The 26,796-nt window shown below is 70.3% G+C and carries 29 protein-coding genes; 20 read left to right on the top strand and 9 right to left on the bottom strand.

The window, feature by feature from the left end; translation table 11 throughout:
• Positions 1-212 precede the first annotated feature (212 nt).
• From KUM40_RS02815 to KUM40_RS02790, 6 genes are all read left to right on the top strand, one after another.
• Positions 213-1,220: an ABC transporter permease gene (locus KUM40_RS02815; RefSeq protein ID WP_217162402.1), complete on the top strand. Its 1,008-nt coding sequence runs from the start codon at positions 213-215 to the stop codon at positions 1,218-1,220.
• Between the two features lie 70 nt (positions 1,221-1,290).
• Complete coding sequence (locus KUM40_RS02810) at positions 1,291-3,093, top strand: ABC transporter substrate-binding protein (protein ID WP_217162401.1); 1,803 nt, start codon at positions 1,291-1,293, stop codon at positions 3,091-3,093.
• A 108-nt stretch (positions 3,094-3,201) separates the two neighbouring features.
• Positions 3,202-4,200, top strand: a complete 999-nt coding sequence (locus KUM40_RS02805) for an ABC transporter permease (protein WP_217162399.1) — start codon at positions 3,202-3,204, stop codon at positions 4,198-4,200.
• The gene (locus KUM40_RS02800) at positions 4,197-5,294 is read left to right on the top strand and encodes an ABC transporter ATP-binding protein (RefSeq protein ID WP_217162398.1); all 1,098 of its coding nucleotides are present in this window, start codon (positions 4,197-4,199) and stop codon (positions 5,292-5,294) included. Before KUM40_RS02805 ends, KUM40_RS02800 begins: the two co-directional genes overlap by 4 nt.
• Before the next feature lie 29 nt (positions 5,295-5,323).
• Entirely contained in the window at positions 5,324-6,622 is a 1,299-nt protein-coding gene (locus KUM40_RS02795; protein ID WP_217162397.1) for an ABC transporter ATP-binding protein, read from the top strand.
• Between the two features lie 70 nt (positions 6,623-6,692).
• Positions 6,693-7,352 (top strand): trimeric intracellular cation channel family protein, encoded by a 660-nt coding sequence (locus KUM40_RS02790; RefSeq protein WP_217162396.1) that lies wholly within the window; start codon positions 6,693-6,695, stop codon positions 7,350-7,352.
• A gap of 28 nt (positions 7,353-7,380) precedes the next feature.
• On the opposite strand, the gene KUM40_RS02785 is transcribed toward KUM40_RS02790, so the two are convergent.
• Positions 7,381-8,586, bottom strand: a complete 1,206-nt coding sequence (locus KUM40_RS02785; protein ID WP_217162395.1) for an erythromycin esterase family protein — start codon at positions 8,584-8,586, stop codon at positions 7,381-7,383.
• Positions 8,587-8,654: 68 nt separating this feature from the next.
• Between KUM40_RS02785 and KUM40_RS02780 the strand changes: the two genes are divergently transcribed.
• Positions 8,655-9,428, top strand: a complete 774-nt coding sequence (locus KUM40_RS02780; protein WP_217162480.1) for a TioE family transcriptional regulator — start codon at positions 8,655-8,657, stop codon at positions 9,426-9,428.
• A gap of 50 nt (positions 9,429-9,478) precedes the next feature.
• Positions 9,479-10,339, top strand: a complete 861-nt coding sequence (locus tag KUM40_RS02775; protein WP_217162393.1) for a thioesterase family protein — start codon at positions 9,479-9,481, stop codon at positions 10,337-10,339.
• Between the two features lie 61 nt (positions 10,340-10,400).
• Here the strand turns inward: KUM40_RS02775 and KUM40_RS02770 are convergent, their stop codons facing one another.
• On the bottom strand, positions 10,401-11,036 hold the full coding sequence (locus tag KUM40_RS02770; protein ID WP_217162391.1) for a TetR family transcriptional regulator: 636 nt from the start codon (positions 11,034-11,036) through the stop codon (positions 10,401-10,403).
• Between the two features lie 128 nt (positions 11,037-11,164).
• Between KUM40_RS02770 and KUM40_RS02765 the strand changes: the two genes are divergently transcribed.
• The 3 genes from KUM40_RS02765 (at position 11,165) to KUM40_RS02755 (ending at position 12,958) form a co-directional block, all read left to right on the top strand.
• On the top strand, positions 11,165-11,332 hold the full coding sequence (locus tag KUM40_RS02765) for a hypothetical protein (RefSeq protein WP_217162389.1): 168 nt from the start codon (positions 11,165-11,167) through the stop codon (positions 11,330-11,332).
• A 52-nt stretch (positions 11,333-11,384) separates the two neighbouring features.
• Complete coding sequence (locus KUM40_RS02760; protein WP_217162387.1) at positions 11,385-11,672, top strand: DUF4190 domain-containing protein; 288 nt, start codon at positions 11,385-11,387, stop codon at positions 11,670-11,672.
• 116 nt (positions 11,673-11,788) lie between these two features.
• Positions 11,789-12,958 (top strand): cysteine desulfurase family protein, encoded by a 1,170-nt coding sequence (locus tag KUM40_RS02755; RefSeq protein WP_217162385.1) that lies wholly within the window; start codon positions 11,789-11,791, stop codon positions 12,956-12,958.
• Between the two features lie 82 nt (positions 12,959-13,040).
• Here KUM40_RS02755 and KUM40_RS02750 read toward each other — a convergent pair whose 3' ends face one another.
• On the bottom strand, positions 13,041-13,805 hold the full coding sequence (locus KUM40_RS02750) for an N-acetylmuramoyl-L-alanine amidase (RefSeq protein ID WP_217162383.1): 765 nt from the start codon (positions 13,803-13,805) through the stop codon (positions 13,041-13,043).
• 60 nt (positions 13,806-13,865) lie between these two features.
• Between KUM40_RS02750 and mnmA the strand changes: the two genes are divergently transcribed.
• The gene (gene mnmA / locus KUM40_RS02745; RefSeq protein WP_217162382.1) at positions 13,866-14,993 is read left to right on the top strand and encodes a tRNA 2-thiouridine(34) synthase MnmA; all 1,128 of its coding nucleotides are present in this window, start codon (positions 13,866-13,868) and stop codon (positions 14,991-14,993) included.
• Here the strand turns inward: mnmA and KUM40_RS02740 are convergent.
• From KUM40_RS02740 to KUM40_RS02725, 4 genes are all read right to left on the bottom strand, one after another.
• Positions 14,878-15,219, bottom strand: a complete 342-nt coding sequence (locus tag KUM40_RS02740) for a DUF397 domain-containing protein (RefSeq protein ID WP_217162380.1) — start codon at positions 15,217-15,219, stop codon at positions 14,878-14,880. The genes mnmA and KUM40_RS02740 overlap by 116 nt on opposite strands.
• Positions 15,220-15,227: 8 nt before the next feature.
• Positions 15,228-15,497 (bottom strand): Scr1 family TA system antitoxin-like transcriptional regulator, encoded by a 270-nt coding sequence (locus tag KUM40_RS02735; protein ID WP_302180789.1) that lies wholly within the window; start codon positions 15,495-15,497, stop codon positions 15,228-15,230.
• Between the two features lie 76 nt (positions 15,498-15,573).
• On the bottom strand, positions 15,574-15,786 hold the full coding sequence (locus KUM40_RS02730) for a DUF397 domain-containing protein (protein WP_217162376.1): 213 nt from the start codon (positions 15,784-15,786) through the stop codon (positions 15,574-15,576).
• A gap of 2 nt (positions 15,787-15,788) precedes the next feature.
• On the bottom strand, positions 15,789-16,640 hold the full coding sequence (locus KUM40_RS02725; protein WP_217162374.1) for a helix-turn-helix transcriptional regulator: 852 nt from the start codon (positions 16,638-16,640) through the stop codon (positions 15,789-15,791).
• A gap of 348 nt (positions 16,641-16,988) precedes the next feature.
• Between KUM40_RS02725 and KUM40_RS02720 the strand changes: the two genes are divergently transcribed.
• A complete protein-coding gene (locus KUM40_RS02720; protein ID WP_308401050.1) occupies positions 16,989-17,558 on the top strand; it encodes an ATP-binding protein in 570 nt (189 codons plus the stop codon).
• 15 nt (positions 17,559-17,573) lie between these two features.
• Here the strand turns inward: KUM40_RS02720 and KUM40_RS02715 are convergent, their stop codons facing one another.
• Together KUM40_RS02715 and KUM40_RS02710 are read right to left on the bottom strand one after the other, a co-directional pair.
• A complete protein-coding gene (locus KUM40_RS02715; protein WP_217162372.1) occupies positions 17,574-18,353 on the bottom strand; it encodes an alpha/beta fold hydrolase in 780 nt (259 codons plus the stop codon).
• A 37-nt stretch (positions 18,354-18,390) separates the two neighbouring features.
• A complete protein-coding gene (locus KUM40_RS02710; protein ID WP_217162370.1) occupies positions 18,391-18,714 on the bottom strand; it encodes a DUF427 domain-containing protein in 324 nt (107 codons plus the stop codon).
• 117 nt (positions 18,715-18,831) lie between these two features.
• Here KUM40_RS02710 and KUM40_RS02705 point away from each other — a divergent pair, with 117 nt between their 5' ends.
• From KUM40_RS02705 to gatC, 7 genes are all read left to right on the top strand, one after another.
• On the top strand, positions 18,832-19,371 hold the full coding sequence (locus tag KUM40_RS02705; protein ID WP_217162369.1) for a TIGR00730 family Rossman fold protein: 540 nt from the start codon (positions 18,832-18,834) through the stop codon (positions 19,369-19,371).
• 18 nt (positions 19,372-19,389) lie between these two features.
• Complete coding sequence (locus KUM40_RS02700; RefSeq protein ID WP_217162367.1) at positions 19,390-20,088, top strand: SDR family oxidoreductase; 699 nt, start codon at positions 19,390-19,392, stop codon at positions 20,086-20,088.
• 182 nt (positions 20,089-20,270) lie between these two features.
• Complete coding sequence (locus KUM40_RS02695) at positions 20,271-21,266, top strand: methionine synthase (RefSeq protein ID WP_217162365.1); 996 nt, start codon at positions 20,271-20,273, stop codon at positions 21,264-21,266.
• A gap of 15 nt (positions 21,267-21,281) precedes the next feature.
• A complete protein-coding gene (gene ligA, locus KUM40_RS02690; protein WP_217162363.1) occupies positions 21,282-23,489 on the top strand; it encodes an NAD-dependent DNA ligase LigA in 2,208 nt (735 codons plus the stop codon).
• A gap of 257 nt (positions 23,490-23,746) precedes the next feature.
• Positions 23,747-25,969, top strand: a complete 2,223-nt coding sequence (locus KUM40_RS02685) for a bifunctional diguanylate cyclase/phosphodiesterase (RefSeq protein WP_217162361.1) — start codon at positions 23,747-23,749, stop codon at positions 25,967-25,969.
• A 32-nt stretch (positions 25,970-26,001) separates the two neighbouring features.
• Complete coding sequence (locus tag KUM40_RS02680) at positions 26,002-26,181, top strand: hypothetical protein (RefSeq protein ID WP_217162359.1); 180 nt, start codon at positions 26,002-26,004, stop codon at positions 26,179-26,181.
• A gap of 317 nt (positions 26,182-26,498) precedes the next feature.
• Positions 26,499-26,795 carry an Asp-tRNA(Asn)/Glu-tRNA(Gln) amidotransferase subunit GatC gene (gene gatC / locus KUM40_RS02675; RefSeq protein ID WP_003973500.1) on the top strand — a complete coding sequence of 99 codons (297 nt, stop codon included), beginning with the start codon at positions 26,499-26,501 and terminating at the stop codon, positions 26,793-26,795.
• Position 26,796: the final 1 nt, after the last annotated feature.

The raw sequence follows: 26,796 nt of genomic DNA, 5'->3' as shown, positions 1-26,796 counted from the left end.
TTACCCACTGTCCGGATAACGGAACACCTCAAACAGCATCACGGTTGCGCATCCATTCCTCGTCAAGTCTGGCTACAGATCGCCAAAGCATTGAAGACTCCCGCAACAAGGGGTGGATGCTCGCCTCTTTGTACGACGTACGACGGACTGATCACGCCGCTACCGCGGCAAGTGTGGGCCGGCTACCGCCGGTTGAGAGGGGTCCCTGCCAGATGACGGCACCACTGCACGAGCCGACCGCGGAAGCGGCCCCGAGTGCGACAGAGGAAGCGGCTGTCGCCGGCGCCGAGACCAAGTCGGTACAAGGGCGATCCCTGGGCCGGATCGCCTGGGAGCGCCTGAAGAGGGACAGGCTGGCCCTCGCGGGTGGCATCGTGGTGCTGATCCTCATCGTGGTCGCCGTGCTGGCGCCCGTGATCACCTCCATCTACGGCCAGGAACCCAACGCGTACAACGAGGACATGATCGACCCGCTGTTCGGCACTCCCAAGGGGAGCCTCGGCGGCATCGGCGGCGACCACTGGCTCGGGGTGGAGCCGGTCAACGGCCGCGACATCTTCGCCCGCATCGTCCACGGCTCGCGGATCTCGCTGCTGGTCGGCTTCCTGTCCGCGATGGTCGCCGTGGTCCTCGGCACCATCCTCGGTGTCCTGGCCGGCTTCTTCGGCGGCTGGGTCGACTCCCTCATCTGCCGGATCATGGACGGCCTGCTGGCCTTCCCGCAGCTCCTGTTCATCATCGCCCTGGTCTCCGTCATGCCGGACGACATGCTCGGGCTGAGCGGCACGGGGGTGCGCCTGCTCATGATGATCGTGGTCATCGGCTTCTTCGGCTGGCCCTACATCGGCCGCGTGGTCCGCGGTCAGACACTCTCGATGCGCGAGCGGGAGTACGTCGAGGCGGCGAGATCGCTGGGTGCCGGACGGTTCTACATCCTGTTCAAGGAACTGCTGCCCAACCTGGTGGCGCCGATCATCGTCTACACGACGATGATGATCCCCACCAACATCCTCACCGAGGCGGCGCTCAGCTTCCTCGGCGTGGGCGTCAAGCCGCCCACGTCGTCCTGGGGACAGATGCTCTCGAGCGCGATCGACTACTACAAGTCGGACCCCACGTACATGGTGGTCCCCGGTGTGGCGATCTTCATCACCGTTCTTGCCTTCAACCTCTTCGGTGACGGCGTTCGCGACGCGCTGGACCCGAAGGGTTCCCGCTGACCTGCCGTACCGCAAAGCGACCCGTGGCACCTGCACGGGGTCTCTCATCTAATCCGGAGGATCCGAGATCGTGACTACCCAACGCACCTCAGGGCGGCGCAAGCAGGCTTTGGCCGCTGCCGCAGTGGTCGCCGCGCTGCTGACCACGGCGGCGTGCGGCGGCGGCGGCGATGACGACGGCGGCGGCGGTTCGAAGAACGGCGCGGCCGGCTACGACGCCGCCAACAACAAGGTCGCCCAGGCCTCCGAGGCCAAGAAGGGCGGCACGCTGAAGTTCGCCAGCACGCAGGACGCCGACTCGTGGGACACCACGCGTGGCTACTACGGCTTCATGTGGAACTTCTCCCGCTACTACAGCCGCCAGCTCGTCACGAACAAGACGGAGCCGGGCGCCGCCGGAGCCGAGGCCACCCCCGACCTCGCCACCGGGCTCGCCAAGGTCTCGGACGACGGCAAGACCTACACGTACACCCTGCGTGACGGCGTCACCTGGGAGGACGGCAAGCCGATCACCTCCAAGGACGTCAAGTACGGCATCGAGCGCGTCTGGGCGCAGGACGTGCTGTCCGGCGGCCCGACGTACCTCAAGGAGGTGCTCGACCCCAAGGGCGAGTACAAGGGTCCGTACAAGGACAAGTCCAAGGACAAGCTGGGCCTGAAGGCGATCGAGACGCCGGACGACAAGACGATCGTCTTCCACCTGCCCAAGGCCAACTCGGACTTCGAGGAGATGCTCGCGCTGACCTCGGCGTCGCCGGTCCGCCAGGACAAGGACACCAAGTCCAAGTACGGCCTGCACCCGTTCTCCTCGGGCCCGTACAAGTTCGAGTCCTACAACCCCGGCAAGGACCTGACCCTGGTCCGCAACACCGAGTGGAAGCAGAGCTCGGACCCGGTCCGCAAGGCGTACCCGGACAAGATCACGATCAAGTTCTTCTCCAACGCCAACGACATGGACGCCCGCCTGATCGCCGGCGACTACGACATCGACCTGGCCCAGACCGGTCTGTCCCCGCAGGGCCGCACCACCGCCCTGAAGGAGCACAAGGCCAACCTGGACAACCCGGTCTCGGGTTACATCCGGTACGCGGTGTTCCCGCAGAACGTGAAGCCGTTCGACAACATCCACTGCCGCAAGGCCGTGCTCTACGGGGCCGACCACGTGTCCCTGCAGACCGCGCGCGGCGGCCCGGTCGCCGGTGGTGACATCGGCACCAACATGCTGCCGCCCGCCGTCCCGGGCTCCGAGGGCCAGAAGTACGACCCGTACGAGATGGCCGGTGCCAACAAGAACGGCAACGTCGAGAAGGCCAAGGAAGAGCTGAAGGCCTGCGGCAAGCCGAACGGCTTCAAGACCACCATCGCGGTCCGCAACAACAAGCCGGTCGAGGTGGCCACCGCCGAGTCCCTCCAGGCGTCGCTGAAGAAGGTCAACATCGACGTCGAGATCGACCAGTACGACGGCTCGCAGTACGCCAGCGTCATCGGCAGCCCCACGAACGTGGCCAAGAAGGGCTACGGCATCATCATCATGGGCTGGGGCCCGGACTTCCCGTCCGTGCAGGGCTACGGTCTGCCGCTGTGGCACAGCGACTACATCCTCGACAGCGCGAACAACAACTTCGCGATGATCGACGACCCGAAGATCGACGGCCTCTTCGCCGACTACCTGACCGCGAAGGACGACGCGGGCAAGAAGAAGATCGCCACGGAGATCAACCACAAGGTGATGGAGGGCGCGTACTACCTGCCCTTCGTCTTCGAGAAGTTCCTCAACTGGCGCTCCAGCGACATCGCGAACGTGTACACCACCGACGCGTACAGCGGTATGTACGACTTCGTCAACATCGGTCTGAAGAACCCCAAGAAGTAACCGGTACACCCGCCGTACGGCACGAAAGGCAGGTGAAGGCCGGCGCGGCGTGACCGTGGGCCGCCGGAAAATCTCCGGCGGCCCGTGGGACGCAGCGGGCCGCAACCCGTGCTCGCTTACCTCATCAGGCGGCTGTTCGCCGCCGCAGTGATGCTCGTGGTCATCATCCTGGTGGTCTTCTGCATCTTCTTCCTCGTCCCCAAGTGGGCGGGGGTCGACATCGCCCTGAACTTCGTCGGCAAGCAGGCGGACCCCGCCGCCGTCGAGGGCGTGCGCGAGAAGCTGGGTCTGGGAGACCCGGTCCTCGTCCAGGCCTGGGAGTTCTTCAAGGGCCTCTTCGCGGGCCGCACCTACGCGTCCGGCGGCGACGTGACCAACTGCGCCGCGCCCTGCTTCGGCTACTCCTTCAAGACCGAGCAGTCCGTCTGGCCGGTCCTGACCGAGCGTTTCCCGGTGACCCTGGCTCTCGCGCTCGGCGCCGCCGTACTGTGGCTGATCTTCGGCGTGGCCGCCGGTGTGCTCTCCGCCCTCAAGCGCGGCACGCTGTGGGACCGCGGTGCGATGGTCGTCGCCCTGGCGGGTGTCTCGCTCCCCATCTACTTCACCGGTCTGCTCAGCCTGGCGATCTTCTCCTACGGACTCGGCTGGATCGACGGTCAGTTCGTACCTCTGGACGAGAGCTTCACCGGCTGGTTCGGCGGCATGATCCTGCCCTGGATCACCCTGGCCTTCCTGTACGCCGCGATGTACGCCCGGATCACCCGCGCCACCATGCTGGAGATCCTCGGCGAGGACTACATCCGCACCGCTCGGGCCAAGGGCCTCAAGGAACAGGTCGTCATCAGCAAGCACGCGATGCGGTCGACCCTGACCCCCCTGCTCACCATGCTCGGCATGGACCTCGGCGCCCTGATGGGCGGCGCGATCCTGACCGAGACCACGTTCAGCCTCCCCGGCCTCGGCCAGAAGGTGCTGGACGCGATCCAGAACCACGACCTGCCCTTTATCCTGGGCGTCGTCCTGATCACTTCTCTCGCGGTGCTGATCGCCAACCTCGTGGTGGACGTCCTGTACGCCGTGATCGACCCCCGAGTGAGGCTCGCATGACCGACCTCAGCAAGAGCGGGGCAGCGGTGGGCGAGCCCACCGCCACCTCGCCCGCGCCGACCGCCTTCCTGGAAGTACGCGACCTCAAGGTCCACTTCCCGACCGACGACGGCCTGGTCAAGTCCGTCGACGGGCTCTCCTTCCAACTGGAGAAGGGCAAGACCCTCGGCATCGTGGGCGAGTCCGGCTCCGGCAAGTCGGTGACCTCGCTCGGCATCATGGGCCTGCACACCGCCGGCCAGTACGGCAAGCGCAAGGCGCGGATATCCGGCGAGATCTGGCTGGACGGCACCGAGCTGCTGTCCGCCGACCCCGACCACGTGCGCAAGCTGCGCGGCCGCGAGATGGCGATGATCTTCCAGGATCCGCTGTCCGCGCTGCACCCGTACTACACGATCGGGCAGCAGATCGTGGAGGCGTACCGCATCCACCACAAGGTGGACAAGAAGACCGCCAAACGCCGCTCGGTGGAGATGCTCGACCGCGTCGGCATCCCGCAGCCGGACAAGCGGGCGGACAGCTACCCGCACGAGTTCTCCGGCGGTATGCGCCAGCGCGCGATGATCGCGATGTCGCTGGTCAACAACCCCGAGCTGCTCATCGCGGACGAGCCGACCACCGCCCTGGACGTGACCGTCCAGGCGCAGATCCTCGACCTCATCCGGGATCTACAGAAGGAGTTCGGCTCCGCGGTCATCATCATCACCCACGACCTGGGCGTCGTCGCCGAGCTGGCCGACGACCTCCTGGTGATGTACGGCGGCCGGTGCGTCGAGCGCGGCCCGGCGGAGAAGGTGTTCTACGAGCCCCGGCACCCCTACACCTGGGGCCTGCTCGGCTCGATGCCGCGGCTCGACCGCGACCAGCAGGAACGCCTCACCCCGGTCAAGGGCTCGCCGCCCTCCCTCATCAACCTCCCGTCCGGCTGCGCCTTCAACCCGCGCTGCCCGTACGCCGACGTGCCCAAGGACGACGTGACCCGCACGGTCCGCCCCGAGCTGACCCAGGTCGGCAGCACGCACTGGGCCGCCTGCCACATGTCGCAGGAGCAGCGGGAGCGTATCTGGACCGAAGAGATTGCGCCGAAGCTGTGAGTGACGAAGCGAAGGCAGAGGACGAAGCGGTGACCATCCCCGCACAGACCAGCGGCACCACCCTCACCAAGGACGCCGCCCCCGGCGAGACCCTGCTGAAGGTGACCGGGCTGCAGAAGCACTTCCCGATCAGGAAGGGCCTGCTGCAGCGCCAGGTCGGCGCGGTCCGCGCCGTCGACGGCATCGACTTCGAGGTCAGGTCCGGCGAGACGCTGGGCGTTGTCGGCGAGTCCGGCTGCGGCAAGTCGACCATGGGCCGGCTGATCACCCGGCTCCTCGAGCCGACCGCGGGCAAGGTCGAGTTCCAGGGCAAGGACATCACCCACCTCGGGGTCGGCGGCATGCGTCCGCTGCGCCGCGACGTGCAGATGATCTTCCAGGACCCGTACTCCTCGCTGAACCCGCGCCACACCATCGGCACGATCGTCAGCGCCCCCTTCAAGCTCCAGGACGTCCAGCCCGAGGGCGGGGTCAAGAAGGAGGTGCAGCGGCTGCTGTCGGTGGTCGGGCTCAACCCCGAGCACTACAACCGCTACCCGCACGAGTTCTCCGGCGGTCAGCGCCAGCGCATCGGCATCGCCCGCGCGCTCGCGCTCAACCCGCAGCTCGTCGTGGCCGACGAGCCGGTCTCCGCGCTCGACGTGTCGATCCAGGCCCAGGTCGTCAACCTGCTCGACGACCTCCAGAGCGAGCTGGGCCTGACGTACGTGATCATCGCGCACGACCTGTCCGTCGTCCGGCACGTCTCGGACCGGATCGCGGTGATGTACCTCGGCAAGATCATGGAGCTGGCCGACCGCGACCTGCTCTACAAGACGCCGATGCACCCGTACACCAAGGCCCTGATGTCGGCGGTGCCGATCCCGGACCCGTCGCGCAAGTCGGCCAAGAGCGAGCGCATCCTGCTCAAGGGCGACGTGCCCTCGCCGATCTCGCCGCCGAGCGGCTGCCGTTTCCACACCCGGTGCTGGAAGGCGACGCAGGTCTGCACGACCACCGAGCCGCCGCTGAAGGAGCTGCGGCCGGGCCAGCAGGTGGCCTGCCACCACCCGGAGAACTTCGAGGACCAGGCCCCGCAGGACGTCGTCCTGCTCACCGTCGCGAAGGAGGCGGCGGAGCTGGTGTCGGAGGACGCCCTGGCGGAGTCCGCGGCGACCTCGGCGGCGGTCGCCGCGGAGGTCGAGGAGGAGCACGCGGAGAGCGACGCGGCGGACGGCGACGCAGCGGACGGCGACGCAGCGGACGGCGACGAGCCCGCCGCCGAGGGTGCCGCCGGTGCCGAGGAGAAGTCTCCCGCCAAGGAGGAGCCTCCCGCCAAGGAGAAGTGACCTCGCCCCGTCCGTGAGCCCCTGCCTTCGTTTGTAAGGCAGGGGCTCATTGGCAGGTAAGAATAGAAGGGTGTACGAGCAACTCTTCAGCCCCACCGTCCAGCACACGCTCGACCTGGTCGGCATCTTCGTCTTCGCCATCTCGGGCGCGCTGTTGGCCGTGCGCAAGAACTTCGACGTCTTCGGCATCGCCGTCCTCGCCGAGGTCACCGCGCTGGGCGGCGGGCTGTTCCGGGACCTGGTCATCGGCGCCGTGCCGCCCGCGGCCTTCACGGACCTCGGGTACTTCATCACCCCCCTCTTCGCCACGCTGCTGGTCTTCTTCCTCCACCCCCACGTGGAGCGCCTCCAGAGCGGCGTGAACATCTTCGACGCGGCCGGGCTCGGCCTGTTCTGCGTCGCCGGCACCACCAAGGCGTACGACTACGGACTCGGCCTGACCGCCTCCGCCTGCCTGGGCCTGACCACCGCGGTGGGCGGCGGCGTCCTGCGCGACGTGCTCGCCAACGAGGTGCCCTCCCTGCTGCGCTGGGACCGCGACCTCTACGCCGTCCCGGCGATCGTCGGCTCCGCGATGGTCGCGCTGTGCATCCGCTACGAGGCGCTCACCCCGTTCACCAGCGCGCTCGCCGTCGTCACGGCCTTCGTCCTGCGCCTGCTCGCCCTGCGCTTCCACTGGCGTGCACCGCGCGCCTGGAACCGGCGCTCGACGGTGGTGGAGGGGGACTGACCCGGCTCCCGCCAAGGGCCAGCACGTCCTAGGGGTGAGGCATGTCCTTGACGAAGACGACGCCGTCGGTCGTGTCCAGGTGGGCGGGGTCGAGCGAGGCGTAGCCGAACCAGGGGGACACGCGGGGCGCGGGACGCGGGTCGCCGAGGGCCTCGGCCAGCCGCCCGGCGCCGATGACGCAGGGGTTCTCCGGGAGCGCGTACAGGAGCCCCTCGACGCTGTCCGGCGGCGGTGTGTCCACGCCCTGGTGCCGGATCGTGCCGAGAGCCGTGGCCACGAAGGCGTACTCCCCGCCGAGCCGGGCGCTCACCAGCGCGCCGGCACTCCACCACTCCACCGGCCCCTGCCACATCCGCATCGTGCTCCGCTCGCGCTGGAGGTGGGAGTTGTGGGCGTGGACGAACGCCGGCCCCCGGTCGGCGAGCGCGAGGAGATTGCGGGCCATCATCCGGTCCCGCACGCCCAGCAGGCGGTTCATGCGGGCCGGAGAGGTGTCGGCCATCCAGTAGTGGTAGCTCAGCAGGCCCGTCGCGGTGCGTGCGTACAGGCGAGCCCGGTCCCAGCTTTCGCGCGAGGCCGCCGCGAGTAGGTGCGGTGTCTGCTCGTCGAGCAGCGACACCAGGTCGTGGGCGATCGTCCGCAGCTCCCCGGCCTCGGCCGACCGCCCCACGGACCGGGCCGGGTCCGTCATCGCCTCGGGCTCGGTCCACCGGTCGTCGGCGCCGAGCAGGCGGTCCAGCGTCTGAGCGGTGCAGGGGAGCAGGACCGGGTCCACCCCGGCCGAGAGGAGGTGGCCGTGGAGCGCGGTGAGCGCCTGCCGGGGGCTCGCGGCGCCGGTGATCTCCAGCGGTCCGTCGAAACCGGCGAAGCGGACCCGCTCGTCCGCGGGCCGGTCCTCGTTGTACGCGCGCATCCAGCGCACCAGCTCCCGGTTGGCCGCGCTCGGGCCCCAGGGGTGGCTGAACCCGCGTGCCACGACCTCGTCGAGGGTGCCGGTGCCCGACGTGACGTAGTCGTCCACGACCAGCCCCATCAGGCAGTCGCTCTCGATCGCGATCGTCCGGTAGCCGTGCTGCTCGACGAGTTGCCGGAACAGGTCGTTGCGCACGTCGAGCAGAGCGTCCTCGCCGTGGGTGGGCTCGCCCAGCGCGAGCAGCCTGGGCGGGGCCGGGAACAGCCGCCTGAGGGCGACGGCGTCGAGGGGATGGGCGATGTCCTGGATGCGTTCGGCCATGGCTTCAACGGTATCGTTGAACTTTCGGTTGAAACTTTGACGCGTGAGTGTGGGAGGGCGTGGAACCTTTGGCCGCCAACCTTCAAAGCGGGGAAAGACTCAGGCCGGTAGACCTGGCCCGCGCGCACGGTCTGTCGGCGCAGGCGGTCAGGAACTACGAGGCGGCCGGCATCCTCCCGGCCGCCGCTCGCACGGCCCACGGCTACCGCGCCTACACCGCGCTGCACGCCCGAGCCCTCGACGCGTTCCTCGCCCTGGTACCCGGCCACGGGCACCGGGCGGCGGCTTCGGTGATGCGGGAGGTGAACGAGAGTGCGGTGGGCGAGGTTGCGGTGGGCGAGGCGCTCCGGCTGATCGACGAGAGCCACGCGCAGTTGCTCGACGACCGGCGCACACTGGAGGCCGTGGAGGGCGCGCTGCGCGACCTGGCGCCCGAGGCCGCCGGGGGCGCGCCGGGGTCGGCCGGCGGGTTCATCGGGGCGCTCGCGGCGGAGCTGGGCATCCGGCCCGCGACCCTGCGCAAGTGGGAGCGCGCCGGACTGGTGCGCCCGCGTCGCGACCCGCTGACCGGATACCGGCGCTACGACGCGGCCGACGTACGGGACGCCCGCCTCGCCCACCAGCTCAGGCGGGGCGGCTATCCGCTGGAGCGGATCGCGACCGTGATCGCCCAGGTGCGGTCGGCCGGGGGACGGGAACCGCTGGAGGCAGCCCTGCGTGAGTGGCACGACCGCGTGTCCGCCCGCGGCCGGGCGATGCTGACCGGGGCAGTGGCACTGGAGGCGTACCTGCGCGAGCGGGAACGGGAACGGGAACGGGTCGGTGACCCGGAGGCAACCTAGAAATCCTTGCAAAGCTACCGCTTAGTAGTTTCCTGTTGTACCGTGCAGTCATGCCAGAAGCAGCCTCCCCAGCGGCCACGCGGGCCACCATCGGCGACAGCGAGTTCGACCGGGACACCGCCGTCACCCGGCGCGCCCCCGGCGTCTACGACATCGACCTGTCGGCCGGCTGGACGATCGTCAACGCCGTCAACGGCGGCTATCTGCTGGCCGTCCTGGGCCGCGCCCTCGGCGAAGCCCTCCCGCACGCCGACCCCTTCACCGTCACGGCGCACTACCTCACCGCCTCCCGGCCAGGACCGGCGGTCGTGCGCACCGAGACCGTCCGCACGGGGCGCACCCTCTCCACCGGCCAGGCCTCCCTCTTCCAGTACGACGACGAGGGCGACGAGGTCGAGCGCATCCGCGTCCTCGCCTCCTACGGCGACCTCGGCACGCTCCCCGACGACGTCCGCACCTCGGCGAAGCCGCCCGCGATCCCGCCGATGGACCAGTGCTTCGGCCCGGAGGACGGCCCGGCCCCCCTCGATGGCAGCTCGGCCATCGCCGACCGGCTCGGGCTCAAGCTCGACCCCGCCACGCTGGGCTGGGCGCTGGGGCAGCCCTCGGGACGGGGTGAGATGCGGGCCTGGTTCGGGCTCGCCGACGGCCGCGACGCCGACCCGCTCTCGCTGCTCCTCGCGGTCGACGCGCTCCCGCCGACCGCCTTCGAACTGGGGCTCAAGGGCTGGGTGCCGACGGTCGAGCTGACCGTGCACGTGCGGTGCCGCCCGGCGCCCGGTCCGCTGCGGGTCTCCATCACCACCCGCAACCTCGCCGGCGGCTTCCTGGAGGAGGACGCCGAGGTCTGGGACAGCGCCGACCGCCTGGTCGCCCAGTCCCGCCAGTTGGCCCGGGTGCGGCTCGCCTGACCCGGGCGATACGTCGTTACGGCCGCCGGGGCCGAGCCGTACCCCGGCGGCCGATCGCCCGTCAGTCCAGCCAGTGCGCGCGGCCGATGCTGATCAGCCGTAGCTGCCGGGCCGCCGTTCGTGCCGCTCGCCGGCGCTCCTCCTCGGGGGCCTCCACCGCCTCCAGCGCCTCCAGGAACAGCGAGGCCGTGATCAGCATCTGGTCGACGTAGAGGCCCGCGAGCATCCGCAGGTCGGCATCGCTCCAGCCCGCCGACACCGCGTCCTTGGCCAGCTCGGCCTTCACCTCCTCGGCGAACCGCGCCAGTTGCTCGCGTATCGCCTCGCGCACCGGCTGCACCCCGCCGTGCCGCTCCCGCGCGATGAAACGCACGTGTGCCGGATGCGCGGCCACATGACCGGCGATCAACTCGACCGCGCGGGCGATGCGTTCGTCGCTGTCCTCGGTCGGTGACACCGTGGTCCGGATCATCGGGTGCAGGCTGCCCAGCGCCTCCTCGACCAGTGCCACGCCGAGGTCGGCCGTGGAGCGGAAGTGCCGGTAGAAGGCGGTCGGGGCGACGCCCACGGCGCGGGTGACCTCGCGCAGCCCCAGACTGCTCAGGCTCTGCTCCTCCAGCAGGCCCAGCGCCGCGTCCAGGAGCGCCTGCCGGGTCTTCCGCTTCTGCGCCTGCCGAACGCCGGGGGTGTGACTCATGCCATGCAGTTAACAACTGTTTTCTGGAATTGAAAAGCCGTGCGGCACGTTAGACTGAGTAGTCAGTGAACAACTGTAACCGCGAACTGTCACCGCGATCGTTCACGGAAGTCTGGGGGATCCGATCCATGCTGTTCCTCGTCGTCGCACTCCTGCTCCTCGGTGTGGTCCTGGGCACCGTCGCCCACGCACCGCTCACCTTCTCCGTCGCCGCCGGCCTGGTCATCGCCGTCTGGCTCGGCATCTTCGCGATCCGCGAGCGGCACGGCCGCCGACGGAGCACCTCCGCCCACTGACGCACTGAACCGTCGTACACGGACGCACGAACCGCACAGCAGGGAGAACCTCATGCAGCTCACCGCACCGGTCACCCGCACCGCCGCCGACACCGCCCGCCGGACCGGCATCCGGGACACCGACGGCATGGCCGTCGCCTCCTTCGTCCTCGGCCTGCTCGGCCTGCTCGTCCTCAACGTCTTCCTGGGCCCCATCGCCATCGCCCTGGCGACCGTCGCCCTGTGGCGCGGCACCGCCCGCCGCGGCCGGGCGCTGCTCGGACTCGGCCTGGGCGTCGCCGACCTGCTGGTCCTGGTGGCGTTCATGTCCGCGGACAGCACCATGTCCTGGAGCCTGTGAGCCCGCCCACGATCCGCGCCAGGATCCGCGCCACGATCCGCGCGGCCACCCGCGAGCGGACGGGGCCGACCTTGCTCTGAGGCCGGGCACAAGTGCCCCGTAGAATCGGCCTCACCATGGCTTACCTCGACCACGCCGCGACCACCCCGATGCTTCCCGAGGCGGTCGAGGCACTCGCCGCACACCTGGGCGTCACCGGCAACGCCTCCTCCCTCCACGCGTCCGGCCGCCGGGCGCGGCGCACCGTCGAGGAGGCCCGCGAGACCCTCGCCGAGGCGCTCGGCGCCCGACCCAGCGAGGTGGTCCTCACCTCCGGCGGCACCGAGGCCGACAACCTCGCCGTCAAGGGCCTGTACTGGGCCCGCCGCGACGCCGACCCGGCCCGCACCCGGGTCCTGGCCAGCCCCGTCGAGCACCACGCGGTCCTCGACGCCGTCCACTGGCTCGGCGAACACGAGGGCGCCACCGTCGAGTACCTGCCCGTCGACGCGCACGGCCGCGTCCACCCCGAGACGCTGCGCGAGGCCGTCGCCCGTAACCCCGGCGACGTCGCCCTCGCCACCGTCATGTGGGCCAACAACGAGATCGGCACGATCATGCCGGTCCGTGAACTCGCCGACGTGGCGGCCGAGTTCGACGTACCCCTGCACGCCGACGCGGTCCAGGCCTTCGGTCAGCTCCCGGTCGACTTCGCCGCCTCCGGGCTCGCCGCCATGACCGTTTCCGGCCACAAGATCGGCGGCCCCTACGGCATCGGCGCGCTCCTGCTGGGCCGCGAGTACAGCCCCGTACCGGTCCTGCACGGCGGCGGCCAGGAACGCCATGTGCGCTCCGGCACCCTCGACGTCCCCGCCGTGGCCTCCTTCGCGGTCGCCGGCCGCATCGCCGCCGAGCAGCACGAATGGTTCGCCCGTGAGATCGGCGCCCTGCGCGACGACCTGGTCGACGCCGTCCGCACGGCCGTCCCGGACGCCATCCTCGGCGGCGACCCGTCACCCGGGGGCCGCCTGCCGGCCAACGCCCACTTCACCTTCCCCGGCTGCGAGGGCGACTCCCTCCTCCTCCTGCTCGACGCCCAGGGCATCGAGTGCTCCACCGGCTCCGCCTGCACCGCGGGCGTCGCCCAGCCCAGCCACGTCCTGCTGGCCACCGGCACCGACCCCGACCTGGCCCGCGGCACCCTGCGCTTCTCGCTGGGCCACACCTCCACCCCGGCCGACGTGGAGGCGGTCGCCAAGGCGATCGGCCCCGCGGTGGAACGGGCCCGGGCGGCAGGACTGTCCTAGCGGGACGGGCTCGGCGGGACCGATCCGGACGCCGGAGCCGGACGCCGGAGCCGGACGCCGGATCCGGATGCCGGAGTCGGCGCTAGACGCCGGAGCTCGAGGGGCCGCTCGACGGACTGCCGGACGGACCGCTCGACGGAGCGCTCGTGGCCGCCCGGCGCACCAGCTTCAGATACCGGTCCCAGTCCCAGTGCGGCCCCGGGTCGGTGTGGTCGGTGCCCGGCACCTCCACGTGGCCGATGATGTGCTCGCGGTCCATGGGTATCCCGTACCGCGCGCAGACCGCCGCCGTCAGCCGCGCGGAGGCGGCGTACATCGCGTCGGTGAAGTCCTGGGGGCGGTCCACGAAGCCCTCGTGCTCGATGCCGACACTGCGTTCGTTGTAGTCGAGGTTGCCCGCGTGGTACGCCACGTCCAGCTCGCGGATCATCTGCGTCACGTGCCCGTCCTGCCCGACGATGTAGTGCGCGGACGCCTTGTGCCCCGGGTCCTGGAAGGCCCGCACGGCACTGACGAGGCTGCCCTGTGTGACATGGATGATCACCATGTCGATGTCGAAGTCGTCCGGCCGGTCCGCCTGCCGCCAGTTCGCGTCCGACGCCGACACCCAGCGGGCGCCCGCATAGTCGACGACGCCCTCGTCACGGGGCCGCTCGACGCCCGGCAACCGCCACCACAGGTGGGCCAGCTCGTCGCGGGCCAGCACGCCGGTGCCCACGGCCGCCGCCGCACCGCCGACGATCAGCGCCCGCCTGCCGATGCGCCGATCCGCGTCCCCGGCTCCACCGGTCGACCCGTCTTCGGAGCCACCGGCGGAGTCACTCGTGGATTCGCGCTTCGCCCCCATGTGCTGTTTGACGAATACCCGCGCGCTCCGGTTCCCGGCTCCCCGTACTCTGGAGGGGCTATGACTGACACTCCGCAGAGCACCCGCCCCCTCCGCGTCCTCGCCGCCATGTCGGGCGGAGTCGACTCCGCCGTCGCCGCCGCCCGCGCGGCCGAGGCGGGGCACGACGTGACCGGCGTCCACCTCGCGCTCTCCGCGAACCCGCAGTCCTTCCGCACCGGCGCCCGGGGCTGTTGCACCATCGAGGACTCACGCGACGCCCGCCGCGCCGCCGACGTCATCGGCATCCCGTTCTACGTGTGGGACCTCGCCGACCGCTTCCGGGAGGACGTGGTCGAGGACTTCGTCGCCGAGTACGAGGCCGGCCGCACCCCGAACCCGTGCCTGCGCTGCAACGAGAAGATCAAGTTCGCCGCGCTCCTCGACAAGGCGCTGGCCCTCGGCTTCGACGCCGTCTGCACCGGCCACTACGCCCAGGTGATCCTGCGCGAGGACGGCGTCCGCGAACTGCACCGCGCCTCCGACATGGCCAAGGACCAGAGTTACGTCCTCGGCGTGCTCGACGACCGCCAGCTCGCCCACGCGATGTTCCCGCTCGGCGACACCCTCACCACCAAGGACGAGATCCGCGCGGAGGCCGAACGCAGGGGCCTCGCGGTGGCCCAGAAGCCCGACTCGCACGACATCTGCTTCATCGCCGACGGCGACACCCAGGGCTTCCTGGCCAACCGTCTGGGCAAGGCGGAGGGCGACATCGTCGACGAGGCGGGCAACCGGCTCGGCACCCACGAGGGCGCGTACGGCTACACCATCGGCCAGCGCAAGGGCCTGAAGATCGGCACCCCGGCCCCCGACGGCAAGCCCCGCTACGTCCTGGACATCTCGCCGGTGGACAACACGGTGACGGTCGGCCCGGCGAAGGCGCTGGACGTCGACGGTTTGCGGGCCATCAAGCCCCGCTGGTGCGGCGCGGCCCCCACCGGCCCCGGCGCCTACACCGCCCAGCTCCGCGCCCACGGCGGCGAGACGGAGGTACGCGCCGAGCTGGTCGACGACTCGCTGGAGGTCTCCTTCACCGAGCCCGTCCGCGGCGTCGCCCCCGGCCAGGCGATCGTGCTGTACGACGGCACCCGCGTGGTGGGCTCGGCGACGATCGCGTCCACGGTGCGCGCGGCGTCGGCGGCCTGACACGAACGCCTGCTCGTCCAGCTCGGCCTCGCCAACTTCCAAAAATGCCGGATCGGACAGATCGAACGAATGAAGTGAAGGCGGTTCGTTCGATTGAAAAGGTCATGTCCCGGCGAACGCTGTCCCGGATGCCTATGGAAAGGTCGTCCAGAGTGGCGACCTCTACGCAGTTGTTGCCACCCGTTTCCGAGTACGAAGACTTCTGCCAACGCGGTTCAGACAGCATGGATGCTCCTACAGTTCTCGGGCCACCGTGTGGATGAAGTCGGCTGACTCTCTTGGAGTCAACGCTGCCTTCTCGATCAAGTCCAGCCGTCTGCGGAAGTTCTCCAACTGGACAGGCGCGTCGTAGAAGACTGCTCCGGTCGGCGAGTCCATGTGCACGGTGTCCAGGTGCGGGTTGGCCGCTTCCGCGTAGAGGACGGTGTCTCCGGCCATAGGGAAGCCACCCGTGGTGAACGGGATCACGCGCAAGGTCACGTTGTCCCGCTCGGTTGCTGTCAGGAGGATCTTGTGGGGCTCGAGTGTGTGGTTGAGGACCCGCCGCCGCGGTTGATGCTAAGGCATGTCTGAGGAATTGCTAATATTTTCTGTCGGAAATCAAGCTTCCTGACTGGACTGCATTGACCAACGAAGTGAATGTTGATCGACGTACGGAGAATCCTCGTGCGGGAAAGACGCTGTGTCGTATCGCCACCCGCTCGTCATCGTGGACGGCTACTTCGACGCATGCGTTGCCGGATGCTTCAGAGAAGGAGGACTTGAACCACTTCAACTCAGACAAAGTCGACACCTCTATAGAGACTTGGCGATTTCGAGGATGAAGTCCCTCGATGCACTCGGATTCAACGTCACCTGTTCGGCCAAGTCCAGCCGCGTGCGGAAGTTGGCCAGATGAGTGGGGGAGTCGAAGAAGACCGCGCCGGTCGGCGAGTCCACCTGGACTGTGTCCAGGTGAGGATTGGAGGCTGACGCGTACATCACGGTGTCGCCTGCCATGGGGAAGCCGTCTGCGCTGAAAGGGATCACGAGCAACTGGACGTTGCTGCGTTCGCTCTCTTCCGTGAGCCGGTTCAGCTGGGCCCTCGCGATGCGGCTGCCCCCGATTCGCATCCGAAGCGCCGCTTCGTGGACGTAGCCGACGTACGGCACGCCCGGAACGCTGTCGACCACGCGGTGCCTGCTGAGCCGCTGGGCCACCCGAAGCTCCAACTCCAGGCGCGGCAGTGCTGGGACGAACAGGTCGAAGAGGGCTCTGGCGTGGTCCTCCGTCTGGAAGATGCCTGGGATGTGGGCGGTCTGGAGTGTCTTGATGCCGGTGGCGTGGTGCTCAACTTCGGCAACATCCAGGAAGTCGGGCGGGATCTTTCCTCGGTACTCGTCCCACCACCCCTTCGGGCGCCCGCCCGTCATCGAGGCCAAGGCGTCGATCAGGTTCGGGTCGTTGCACTCGTAGATGCTCGCGAGACGGCGCAGGCGCTCCTCGCTGATGCCGAACCGCCCCGCTTCGATGTTCGAGATCATCGTGCGGTCCGCGCCAAGTCGGGTCGCGGCGACGGGCGCGGACATACCGGCGGCCTCCCGCAGTCTCCGTAGCTCGGCCCCGAAGCGGCGTTGACGGATGCTCGGCTGCTGCCGTGGTGCCATGAACAACTCCTCGCTCGCGCGCACAGTTTGCCGATGGTTCGGTCAGGCGTCCACCGAATCTCAAATTAAAACTCGTTTTAGTGAAGTAGGTAGCACACGTTTTAGTACATGCTCTAGCGTGTGATCCACGCCACCCACCCGCCTTCGGGGAGGAAGCGCACCGCCCGCTCCGCCTCTCGTCCAGGGCCCGACGAGAGGCGGAGCGGGCGGCAGGCCACCTCTGGGTAGCACCAGCCGGGCCGCGCCGTACGGCGCGAGAACCGTCACTCCATTCACCCCGTCTCAACGAACCGAACCCGTAACTCGTCGCACACGCACAGGACACGCACACGCACAAGGAGGTGCCGCGTGAAGAATGCGGAACCGGAACACGAGTCGATGCCCGAACCGTCAGGACGGAGGGACGACTGTCCGGCACTCGGACCGGCCCCCATCCCGTTCAACGAACCCTGGGAGTACGAGCTTCACTTCCCGCGCGATCCGCGAGGGCCGGCCGTCGCCCGTACGACGCTCAAGGCCGTGCTCGGCGCGCACGGGCTGGGTGAGTTCACCGACCGGGCCGAGTTGCTGGCCTCCGAACTGACGACCAATGCCGTCCGGTACTCCCTCGGACCCGCCACCGTCCGGTTGTGCTGGACCAACCCCGTGCTGCGGGTCAGTGTCACGGACACCTGCCCGCTCGTTCCGGTGCCGTTCGCGTCGGCCGGGCCGGACGTGGAGCGGGGGAGAGGGCTGTTGATCCTAGATCTGCTGGCCGACGACTGGGGCGGGTGCCGTCTCGGCGAGTCCGTGTTCGGGGTCGGCGGCAAGAGCATCTGGTTCGAGCTGGTGCTGGGTGACGGGGACCGGCCGACGGACGGCGGCGTCGGAGGCGGGAGAGGGCCGTCGCAACCCGGCCCGTCCGCTCTCGCCGCCTGACGGACCGTACGCTCCTCACCCGGTGAGGAACTCCATCAGCACCGGCGCCAGTACGCCCGGCTCTACCATGTGTGTCTGGCCCTCCACGGTGCCGTAGGTGCCGTGGGGAGCCGCTCCGGCGATCGCGCGGGCCGCCTCGTGCCACCAGGCGTCGCTCGCGCCGCCCGCCAGGGCCAGCAGGGGAGCGGTGACCGACGCCAGCTCGGACTCCGGGACCCGGCTGTCGCCCATCGCGGCGTCGTCGTACGCCAGGCTCGGCGCGACCGACTCCATGCCGGTCCACATGGGGGACTGCCGGGCGCCCCGGATCATCTCCTCGCCCAGGCCGGTGTGACGCAGGAACGCCTCCACCGCGTCCCCGCGCCTGCCCTGCCCGAGCGCTTCGGTCAGCCGCTCCGTGTACGCCGCCGCGGCCCGCACCGCGGCGTCGTCCATCGCGTACGGGACCTCGTACACGGCGACGCGGCGCACCGGCAGTCCGCTCGCGGCGGCCCGCAGCACCAGCGCGCCGCCCGACGACATGCCGTAGAGCGACGCCTCGCCGCCCACCGTCTCGATCAGCGCCGCCAGGTCCTCGATCTCGCGCTCCACGGCGTAGGGGGCCGTGTCACCGCTCTCGCCGCGGCCCCGGCGGTCGTACACGGTCACGTCGAGACGGTCCGACAGCTCCGCGGCCAGCGGCGCGATCGTCGCGCCGGTCGACATGGCGCCGCTGACGAGGACGACGGCCGGTCCCCGCCCGGTGCGTTCGTAGGCGATGGACGTGCCGTCGCGCGAAAGAGTCTTCTTCTCCATGCCTGTGCAGACTGCCTTACGGCACGCGATTCATCGCTCAGGACACCTCGACGTCGTAGAAGCAGAGGTGGTCCTTGATCTCCGCCACCTCCGGCTTCGGGTCCGGGTACGCCCACACCAGGTCGGCCGCGTCCGGCAGCGACCAGTACGACGCGTCGCCCTTGAAGGGGCAGTGCGTGCGCGTGTCGGAGGCGGTCAGGAGGTCGAGGCGTACGTCCTTCGGCGGGATGTAGTACCGGTCGGGACAGCCTGTCTCCCGAAGAACCAGTGCCCCGTCGCTGTCCGCCAGCACCTGCTCGCCGCGCACCACGCTCACGTGCCGGTCGCTCGGCTCGACGGTGATGCGGTGTCCCTTGGTCACGATTGTTCTCCTCGGTCCTCGGTCCTCGGTAGCCGGTTCTGCGTTCTGCGTTCTGCTGATGACAGCACGACCGGAAGCCGCATTCTTCCCGCCGGCGAGGGAACGTACCGTTGCCCCATGAACATCTGCGTCTTCCTCTCCGCCGCCGACCTCGACGAGCGCTACACGCGCCCCGCGAAGGAGTTCGCCGAACTGCTCGGCAAGGGCGGTCACACCCTCGTGTGGGGCGGCTCCGACGTCGGGTTGATGAAGGTGGTCGCCGACGGCGTGCAGGAGTCCGGAGGAAAGCTGCTGGGGGTCTCGGTGGACTTCCTGGCGGCCAAGGCGCGCGAGGGCGCCGACGAGATGGTGATCGCGCGGGACCTGGCGGAGCGCAAGCGGCTGCTGCTGGAGAAGGCCGACGCCGTGGTCATCATGGTGGGCGGCACCGGGACCCTCGACGAGGCCACCGAGATCCTCGAGCTGAAGAAGCACGGGCACACCGACAAGCCGGTCGTCCTGCTCAACACGGCGGGCTTCTACGACGGACTCAAGGAGCAGTTCCGCCGGATGGAGGACGAGGGCTTCCTGCCCCGCCCCCTCACCGAGCTGGTGTTCTTCGCCGAAGAGCCGGTCGGCGCGCTGGCCTACCTGGAGGAGAGCCAGGGCATCGAGTGAGGCGCCGGTGGTGCGAGCATGGCGGGCATGGCTACCCATGTGATCACCGGAGCGGGGTCCGGCATCGGCGCCGCCGTCGCCCACCGCCTGCACGAACGCGGCGACGAGATCGTGCTGCACGCGCGCGACGCCGGCCGCGCGAAGGAACTGGCCGCTGCGTTCCCCGGCGCGAAGACGCTGGTCGGCGACCTTTCCGACCCGGGCAAGCTGTCCTGGGCCCTGTCCCACCAGAGCCTGCCCGACCGCGTGGACTCGCTGCTGCACATCGCCGGGGTCGTCGACCTGGGCCCGGTCGGCGACCTCACCGCGAAGACCTGGCACCACCAGTTGAACGTCAACCTGGTCGCCCCCGCCGAGCTGACCCGCCTCCTGCTCCCGCAGCTCCGCGCCGCCCAGGGCCACGTGCTCTTCGTCAACTCCGGTTCCGGCCTGAACGCCCACGCCGGCTGGGCCGCGTACGGGGCCTCCAAGCACGGTCTGAAGGCCCTGGCCGACGCCCTGCGCCAGGAGGAGCACGCGAACGGCGTCCGCGTCACCTCGGTCTACCCCGGCCGCACCGCCAGCCCCATGCAGGCCAAGGTCCACCAGCAGGAGGGCAAGGAGTACGACCCCGAGAAGTGGATCGCCCCGGAGTCCGTGGCCACGACGATCCTGATGGCCCTGGACCTGCCGAAGGACGCGGAGGTCAACGACCTGACGGTGCGCCCGGGAAGGTAAGGGCTCCTTTGTGACGCCGGTGCGACACTTCAGCCCGTTGGGGGTGCCCCCTCTGGGGGAGTTTGAGGACGAGGCCGTCCAGGCCGAAAGCGGGGGTCTGGGGGCGGCAGCCCCCAGGGACGGGAAAGGGAAGGGGCGGCGGGGGCGAAATCCAGCCCCGCGCCCCTGCGTACGCTTGCCCCGTGAACGACACCTTCGCCCCCGCCACCGGCATCGGCAGCCTCCCGGGCCACGACGTCCGCGAGGCCGCCAAGACCGCCACCGGCACCTTCGAGGACTTCCCCTTCCTCCCCGAACTGCCCGCCCGCGGCCCCGGCGCCGACATGATCGGCCGCACCGCCGGCATGCTCGTCGAGCTGTACGCGCGCGTGGAGCCCAGCGGCTGGCGACTCGGCGACCACCCGGGCCGGGACACGAAACGCGCCCGCGCCTGGCTGGGCGAGGACCTGGACGCCCTGGAGGAGTTCACCCAGGGCCACGAGGGGCCGCTCAAGGTCCAGGCCGTCGGCCCCTGGACGCTCGCCGCCGCCCTGGAGCTGAGGAACGGCGAGGCCGTCCTCTCCGACCCCGGTGCCTGCCGCGACCTCGCCGCCTCCCTCGCCGAAGGACTGCGCCTGCACCTGGCGGAGGTCCGGCGCCGCGTGCCCGGTGCCCGGCCCGTGCTCCAGCTCGACGAACCGTCCCTCACCGCCGTCCTGGGCGGCCGGGTGCGCAGCGCCAGCGGCTACCGCACCCACCGCGCCGTCGACCGCCAGGTCGTCGAGGCGGCACTGCGCGACATCGCCGGGGTGCACGACGGCGGCCCGGTCGTGGTCCACTCCTGCGCACCGGACGTGCCGTTCGCCCTGCTGCGCCGGGCGGGCGTCGCGGGCGTCTCCTTCGACTTCGCGCTCCTCACCGAGCGTGACGACGACGTGATCGGTGAGGCGGTCGAGGGCGGCACCCGGCTCTTCGCCGGTGTCGTGCCCGGCACGGACGCCGCGTTGTCAGACCCTGCGGGTAGCGTCATGGGTGTCAGGACGCTGTGGCGCAGGCTGGGGCTGCGTCCGGAGCTGCTCGCGGAGGCGGTCACCGTCACTCCGGCGTGCGGACTCGCGGGCGCCTCCCCGGAGTATGCCCGCCGCGCGCTCGCCCACTGCGTCCGGGCGGCGAGATCCCTCGCGGACAACCCAGAGTAACGGGAGGAGCATACGGTGGCCGGCGAAAAGCAGGGCGACAAGCAGGCGGAGACGACAAGCGTGCCCGCCGAGGCGCGGGAGAGGCACGCGCAGCTCGCCGAGCAGATCGAGGAGCACCGCTTCCGGTACTACGTGAAGGACGCCCCCGTCGTCAGCGACGCGGAGTTCGACCGACTGCTGCGCACCCTGGAGGAGCTGGAGGAGCGGCATCCGGAGCTGCGCACCCCCGAGTCCCCCACGCAGAAGGTCTCCGGTTCGTACGCGACGGAGTTCACGGCCGTAGAGCACCCCTCGCGCATGCTCTCCCTCGACAACACCTTCAACGACGAGGAAATGGCCGCCTGGTTCGAGCGCATCGCCAGGGAGCTGGGCGAGCAGGAGTACCACTTCCTGTGCGAGCTGAAGGTCGACGGCCTCGCCGTCAACCTCACCTACGAGCGCGGCCGGCTCGTCCGCGCCGCCACCCGCGGCGACGGCCGCACCGGCGAGGACATCACGCCCAACGTCCGCACCATCGCCGAGATCCCCGAGCGCCTGAAGGGCGACAAGGTCCCCGACCGCGTCGAGATCCGCGGCGAGGTCTTCTTCCCGATGGAGAAGTTCCAGGAACTCAACGCCCGGTTGAACGAGGCAGGGGACAAGCCTTTCGCCAACCCCCGCAACGCGGCGGCCGGTTCGCTGCGCCAGAAGGACCCGCGCGTCACCGCGTCCCGGCCCCTGCACATGGTGGTCCACGGCATCGGCGTCCTGCAGGGCTACTCGGGCATGACCCGTCTCTCCCAGGCGTACGACCTGCTGAAGACCTGGGGCCTGCCCACCTCCCCGCACAACAGGGTGGTGGACGGCCTCGACGGCGTACGGGACTTCATCGCGTACTACGGCGAGAACCGGCACTCGGTGGCGCACGAGATCGACGGTGTCGTCGTCAAGCTCGACGAGATCCGACTCCAGGGCCGGCTCGGCTCCACGACCCGTGCGCCCCGCTGGGCCATCGCGTACAAGTACGCGCCGGAGGAGGTCAACACCAAGCTCGTCGACATCAAGGTGGGGGTCGGCCGCACCGGCCGCGTCACGCCGTACGCGCAGGTCGAGCCGGTCACGGTGGCCGGCAGCGAGGTGGAGTTCGCCACGCTGCACAACCAGGAGGTCGTCAAGGCCAAGGGCGTCCTCGTCGGCGACACCGTGGTGCTGCGCAAGGCCGGTGACGTGATCCCGGAGATCCTCGGGCCGGTCGCCGACCTCAGGGACGGCAGCGAGCGGGAGTTCGTGATGCCGGCCGAGTGTCCCGAGTGCGGGACACCGCTGAAGGCGATGAAAGAGGGCGACATCGATCTGCGGTGCCCCAACGCCCGTGCCTGCCCGGCCCAGTTGCGCGAGCGCGTCGCCTACCTCGCCGGGCGGGAGTGCCTGGACATCGAGCACTTCGGCGGGGTCGTGGCGGCCGCGCTGACCGGACCGCTCGAGCCGTCCGAGCCGCCGCTGGTGGACGAGGGCGACCTCTTCGACCTCACCGTCGACAAGCTGCTGCCCATCAAGGCGTACGTCCTCGACCCGGACAGCGGGCTGCCCAAGCGCGACCCCAGGACGGGCGAGGAGAAGATCGCCACGGTCTTCGCCAACAAGGAGGGCGAGGCGAAGAAGAACACCGTCTCGCTGCTGCACCACATCGAGGAGGCCAAGAACCGCCCGCTGGCCCGCTTCATCAACGGCCTCTCCATCCGGTACGTCGGACCGGTCGCCGCCCAGGCCCTCGCGCGGGAGTTCCGCTCCCTCGACCGCATCGAGCAGGCCACCGAGGAGGAGCTGGCGAGCACGGACGGGGTGGGCGGCACCATCGCCACCGCCGTCAAGGAGTGGTTCGCCGTGGACTGGCACCGCGAGATCGTCCGCAAGTGGAAGGCCGCCGGCGTCCCGCTGGAGGACCGGTCGACGGGGGAGGACGAGGGGCCGCGACCGCTGGAGGGACTCACCGTCGTCGTCACCGGCACCCTGGAGAACTTCACCCGGGACGGGGCCAAGGACTCCCTCCAGAGCAGGGGCGCCAAAGTGACCGGATCGGTGTCCAAGAAGACGTCGTTCGTCGTGGTCGGTGACAACCCGGGTTCGAAGTACGACAAGGCGATGCAGCTAAAAGTGCCGGTTCTGAACGAGGACGGTTTCGTCGTCCTGCTCGAACAAGGAGCCGAAGCGGCGGCGGGTGTCGCACTTTCGGCTGAGGAATAGCGGTTGAAGGCCACCCGATCGGCGCATATCAGATGCATACGGGTGGCTGGGGCGCATTCGGGCAACCGTCGACGACCAGTGCCCCTGGAAGCCATCCGCGGCCTACTGTTGAGGTGTGCGCCGACCGCGTCCGACCGCGGTCGGGGCGTCCCCCTGCCACGCGTGACAGGGGGAGGGGTCTCCAACGCGGAGCCGTTGAAGGTGGTCGAGGCGGGGGCCGCGTGGCGTGGGCACCGCCGGCTGTGAGAGGGACGGGAATGGAACCGACCGAGAGCGCCGCCGCGGGCTCACGGCTGCGCCTGCGTCGCATGGTGGGCACGCGGCACGTGAGCCGGTGGTTCGGGCAACGCGATGGCGGCGTCCCGCGTCCCGCGGCGGTCGCACGCGGCCCCGTACCGCCGGCCGCGGGCCACACCCCCGGCCTGTCCGACCCCGACGGCGAACGGCACCTGGCCTGGCCCGCGTTGCCCGCGGCGGTCGTCGCGGCCGCCGCCTTCGTTCTGGGCGCCGGCTTCTACCACGCGTTCACCGACGGCCACGCCCTCTTCCCGTCCGGCACCGCCGGCTGGTCCCTGGCCGTGCTGTCCGGCATCGTCGTCGGCCACCTGGTCATGCTCGGCCGCTCCCGCTGGTGGGGCGGCACCGGGTCCGGCGCCGCCCTCACCCTCGCCGTCCTGCTGCTGTACGGCTGGGTTCCGGCCGGCATGGTCAGCCTCACCGTCGTCGTCCTGGTCGGCGTAGCCCGCCGGGGCCGCTGGCGGCAGGGCGTCCTGCACGGCGCGGTGGACATCCTCGGCATCGCCGCGGGCGCCCTGGTGCTGCGTGTCTGCGGCTCCGTGCCTTCCGTCGAGGACCCCTGGGACCCGAACACCTGGGGGATGTACGCGGCGCCCAAGGTGGTGCTCGTCGCCGTCGCCTACCTCGCCGTCACCCGCGCCCTGCTGTGGTATCTGCAGACACCGCGCGTCGGTCTGCCCACCGTCGCCCGCACCGCCCTGGTCAGACACGGCCTGGTCGCCGTCGCGCTGCTCGGCATCGCCCCGCTGGTCTGCGTCGTCGCCGTCGCCAAGCCGCTGCTGCTGCCGCTGTTCGCCATCCCGCTCATCGCCCTCGACTCCACCCTGTGGATCGCCCGCGCCCGGGCCGAGGAGCAGTTGCGCGACCCGCTCACCGGACTGCCCAACCGGCAGTGGCTTCTCGAGCGGACCTGGACCGCGCTGGACGACGCCGAGCGGATCGGTGCCCGCGCCGCCCTGATGCTGATCGACCTCGACCGTTTCCGGTCGGTCAACGACACGCTCGGCCACCTCGCCGGGGACCGGCTGCTGCTGCAGACCGCCGACCGGCTGCGGCAGGCCCTGCCGCGCGGGGCGGAGGCCGCGCGGCTCGGCGGCGACGAGTTCGCCGTCTTACTGCCCGTCGCCGACTCCACCACGTCGGCGACCCGGATCGCCCGGGCCCTGGTGGTCGAGCTCAGTTCCCCGATGGACCTGGACGGGCTCACCCTGGTCCTGGAGGCCAGCGCCGGCGTCGCCGTCTTCCCCGACCACGCGCTGGACGCCGAGGGGCTGCTGCGCCGCGCGGACGTGGCGATGTACCAGGCGAAGCGGGACCGTACGGGCGTGGAGGTCTACGAGTCCAAGCGGGACTCCAACACCCCGGACCGGCTCGGGCTCCTCGGCGACCTGCGCCGCGCCCTGGACGCCCACGAGGTGCAGCTTCACTACCAGCCCAAGGTCCGCTTCGACGGACAGGTCGCGGGCCTTGAGGCCCTGGTGCGCTGGGTGCACCCCGAGCGCGGCAGGGTGCCGCCGGACGAGTTCATAGCGATCGCCGAGTCCTCCGGGCTGATGCCCCACCTCACCGAGTACGTACTGGAGACGGCGCTCGAACAGGTCGCCCGGTGGCGTTCCCAGGGCCTCTTCGTGCCCGTCGCGGTCAACGTCTCCCCGCGCGACGTCCACACGCCCGGGTTCGCCGGCTCGGTGGCCGCCCGCCTCGCCCGGCACGGCGTTCCCGCGGGAGCGCTCCAACTCGAGATCACGGAGCACGTCCTCCTGGAGGACCCGCAGCGCGCGGCCGACACGCTCAACGCGCTGACCGGGCACGGCGTGAAGATGTCCCTGGACGACTTCGGGACCGGCTACTCCTCCCTCGTCCATCTGCGCAGGCTCCCCGTCAGCGAGCTGAAGATCGACCGCTCGTTCGTGGCCCGGCTGGCCATCGACAACGAGGACGCCGAGATCGTGCGCTGCACCGTCGACCTCGCCCACTCGCTCGGACTGCTCGTCGTCGCCGAGGGCGTGGAGGACGACGAGACCTGGGAGCGCCTGCGCGACCTGGGCTGCGACGCCGTACAGGGCTGGCTGGTGGCCGCCGCCATGCCGCCCGACGAGACCACCGCCTGGCTGCTCGCCCGCGGCTCCCGCGGCTGGGTGCGGGCCGCCGCCGCACTGCCCGCGGCGGCGAGCGACGAGTGAGTCGGCCTGCGGTGATCCGCGGGTGATCCGCAGTGATCCGCGGTGCGAAGCGCCCGGCCGGCAGGGTGAGCCGGTGGTCGTGGGCCTCATCGGGCTGGCTGGTGGCCGCCGCCGTGCCGCCCGACGAGACCGCCGCCTGGCTGCTCGGCCGCGGCTCCCGGGGCTGGGTGCGGGCCGCCGCCGCACTGCCCGCGGCGGCGAGCGACGAGTGAGTCGGCCCGCGGTGATCCGCGGGACCGTGGCGCGGATCGCCCGGCCGGCAGGGTGAGCCGGCGGTCGCAAACCTCGCGGGCCTCGTGCGCCTCCTACGCCTCCTCCCGCGCCTCCTGAGGCAGCTCGGCGCGACCGGGTTTCCAGCGGCGCCGGTCGTCCGTCGCGCGCCGGGGAGCGGCCCCCGGGGAAACCGTTTAACGGCCACGGGGCCCGGCCCCATAGGATTGGGCCAAACCGATCGGGCCGAATCGACTGGGACAAGCGACTTGCCCAGGCCGATGGGCCCCGACCACACACTCACCCAGAGGAACGCTGCATGCCTGGCATCACGCGCGAGGAGGTCGCCCACCTCGCCCGGCTGGCGCGTCTGGAGCTGAAGCCCGAAGAGCTCGAGCACTTCGCGGGACAGCTCGACGACATCATCGGCGCGGTCGCCCGCGTCAGCGAGGTCGCCGACCAAGACGTACCGCCGACCTCGCACCCGCTGCCGCTGACGAACGTCATGCGGCCGGACGAGGTCCGTCCGTCGCTCACGCCCGAGCAGGCGCTCTCCGGCGCCCCCGCCCAGGAGCAGCAGCGTTTCAAGGTGCCGCAGATCCTGGGGGAGGAGTAAT

Origin of the sequence: Streptomyces sp. AC512_CC834 (assembly GCF_019049325.1) — a bacterium.
GTDB lineage: Bacteria > Actinomycetota > Actinomycetes > Streptomycetales > Streptomycetaceae > Streptomyces.
The sequence above is the reverse complement of the archived record's forward strand: the minus strand, read 5'-3'. Positions and strand labels throughout refer to the sequence as shown.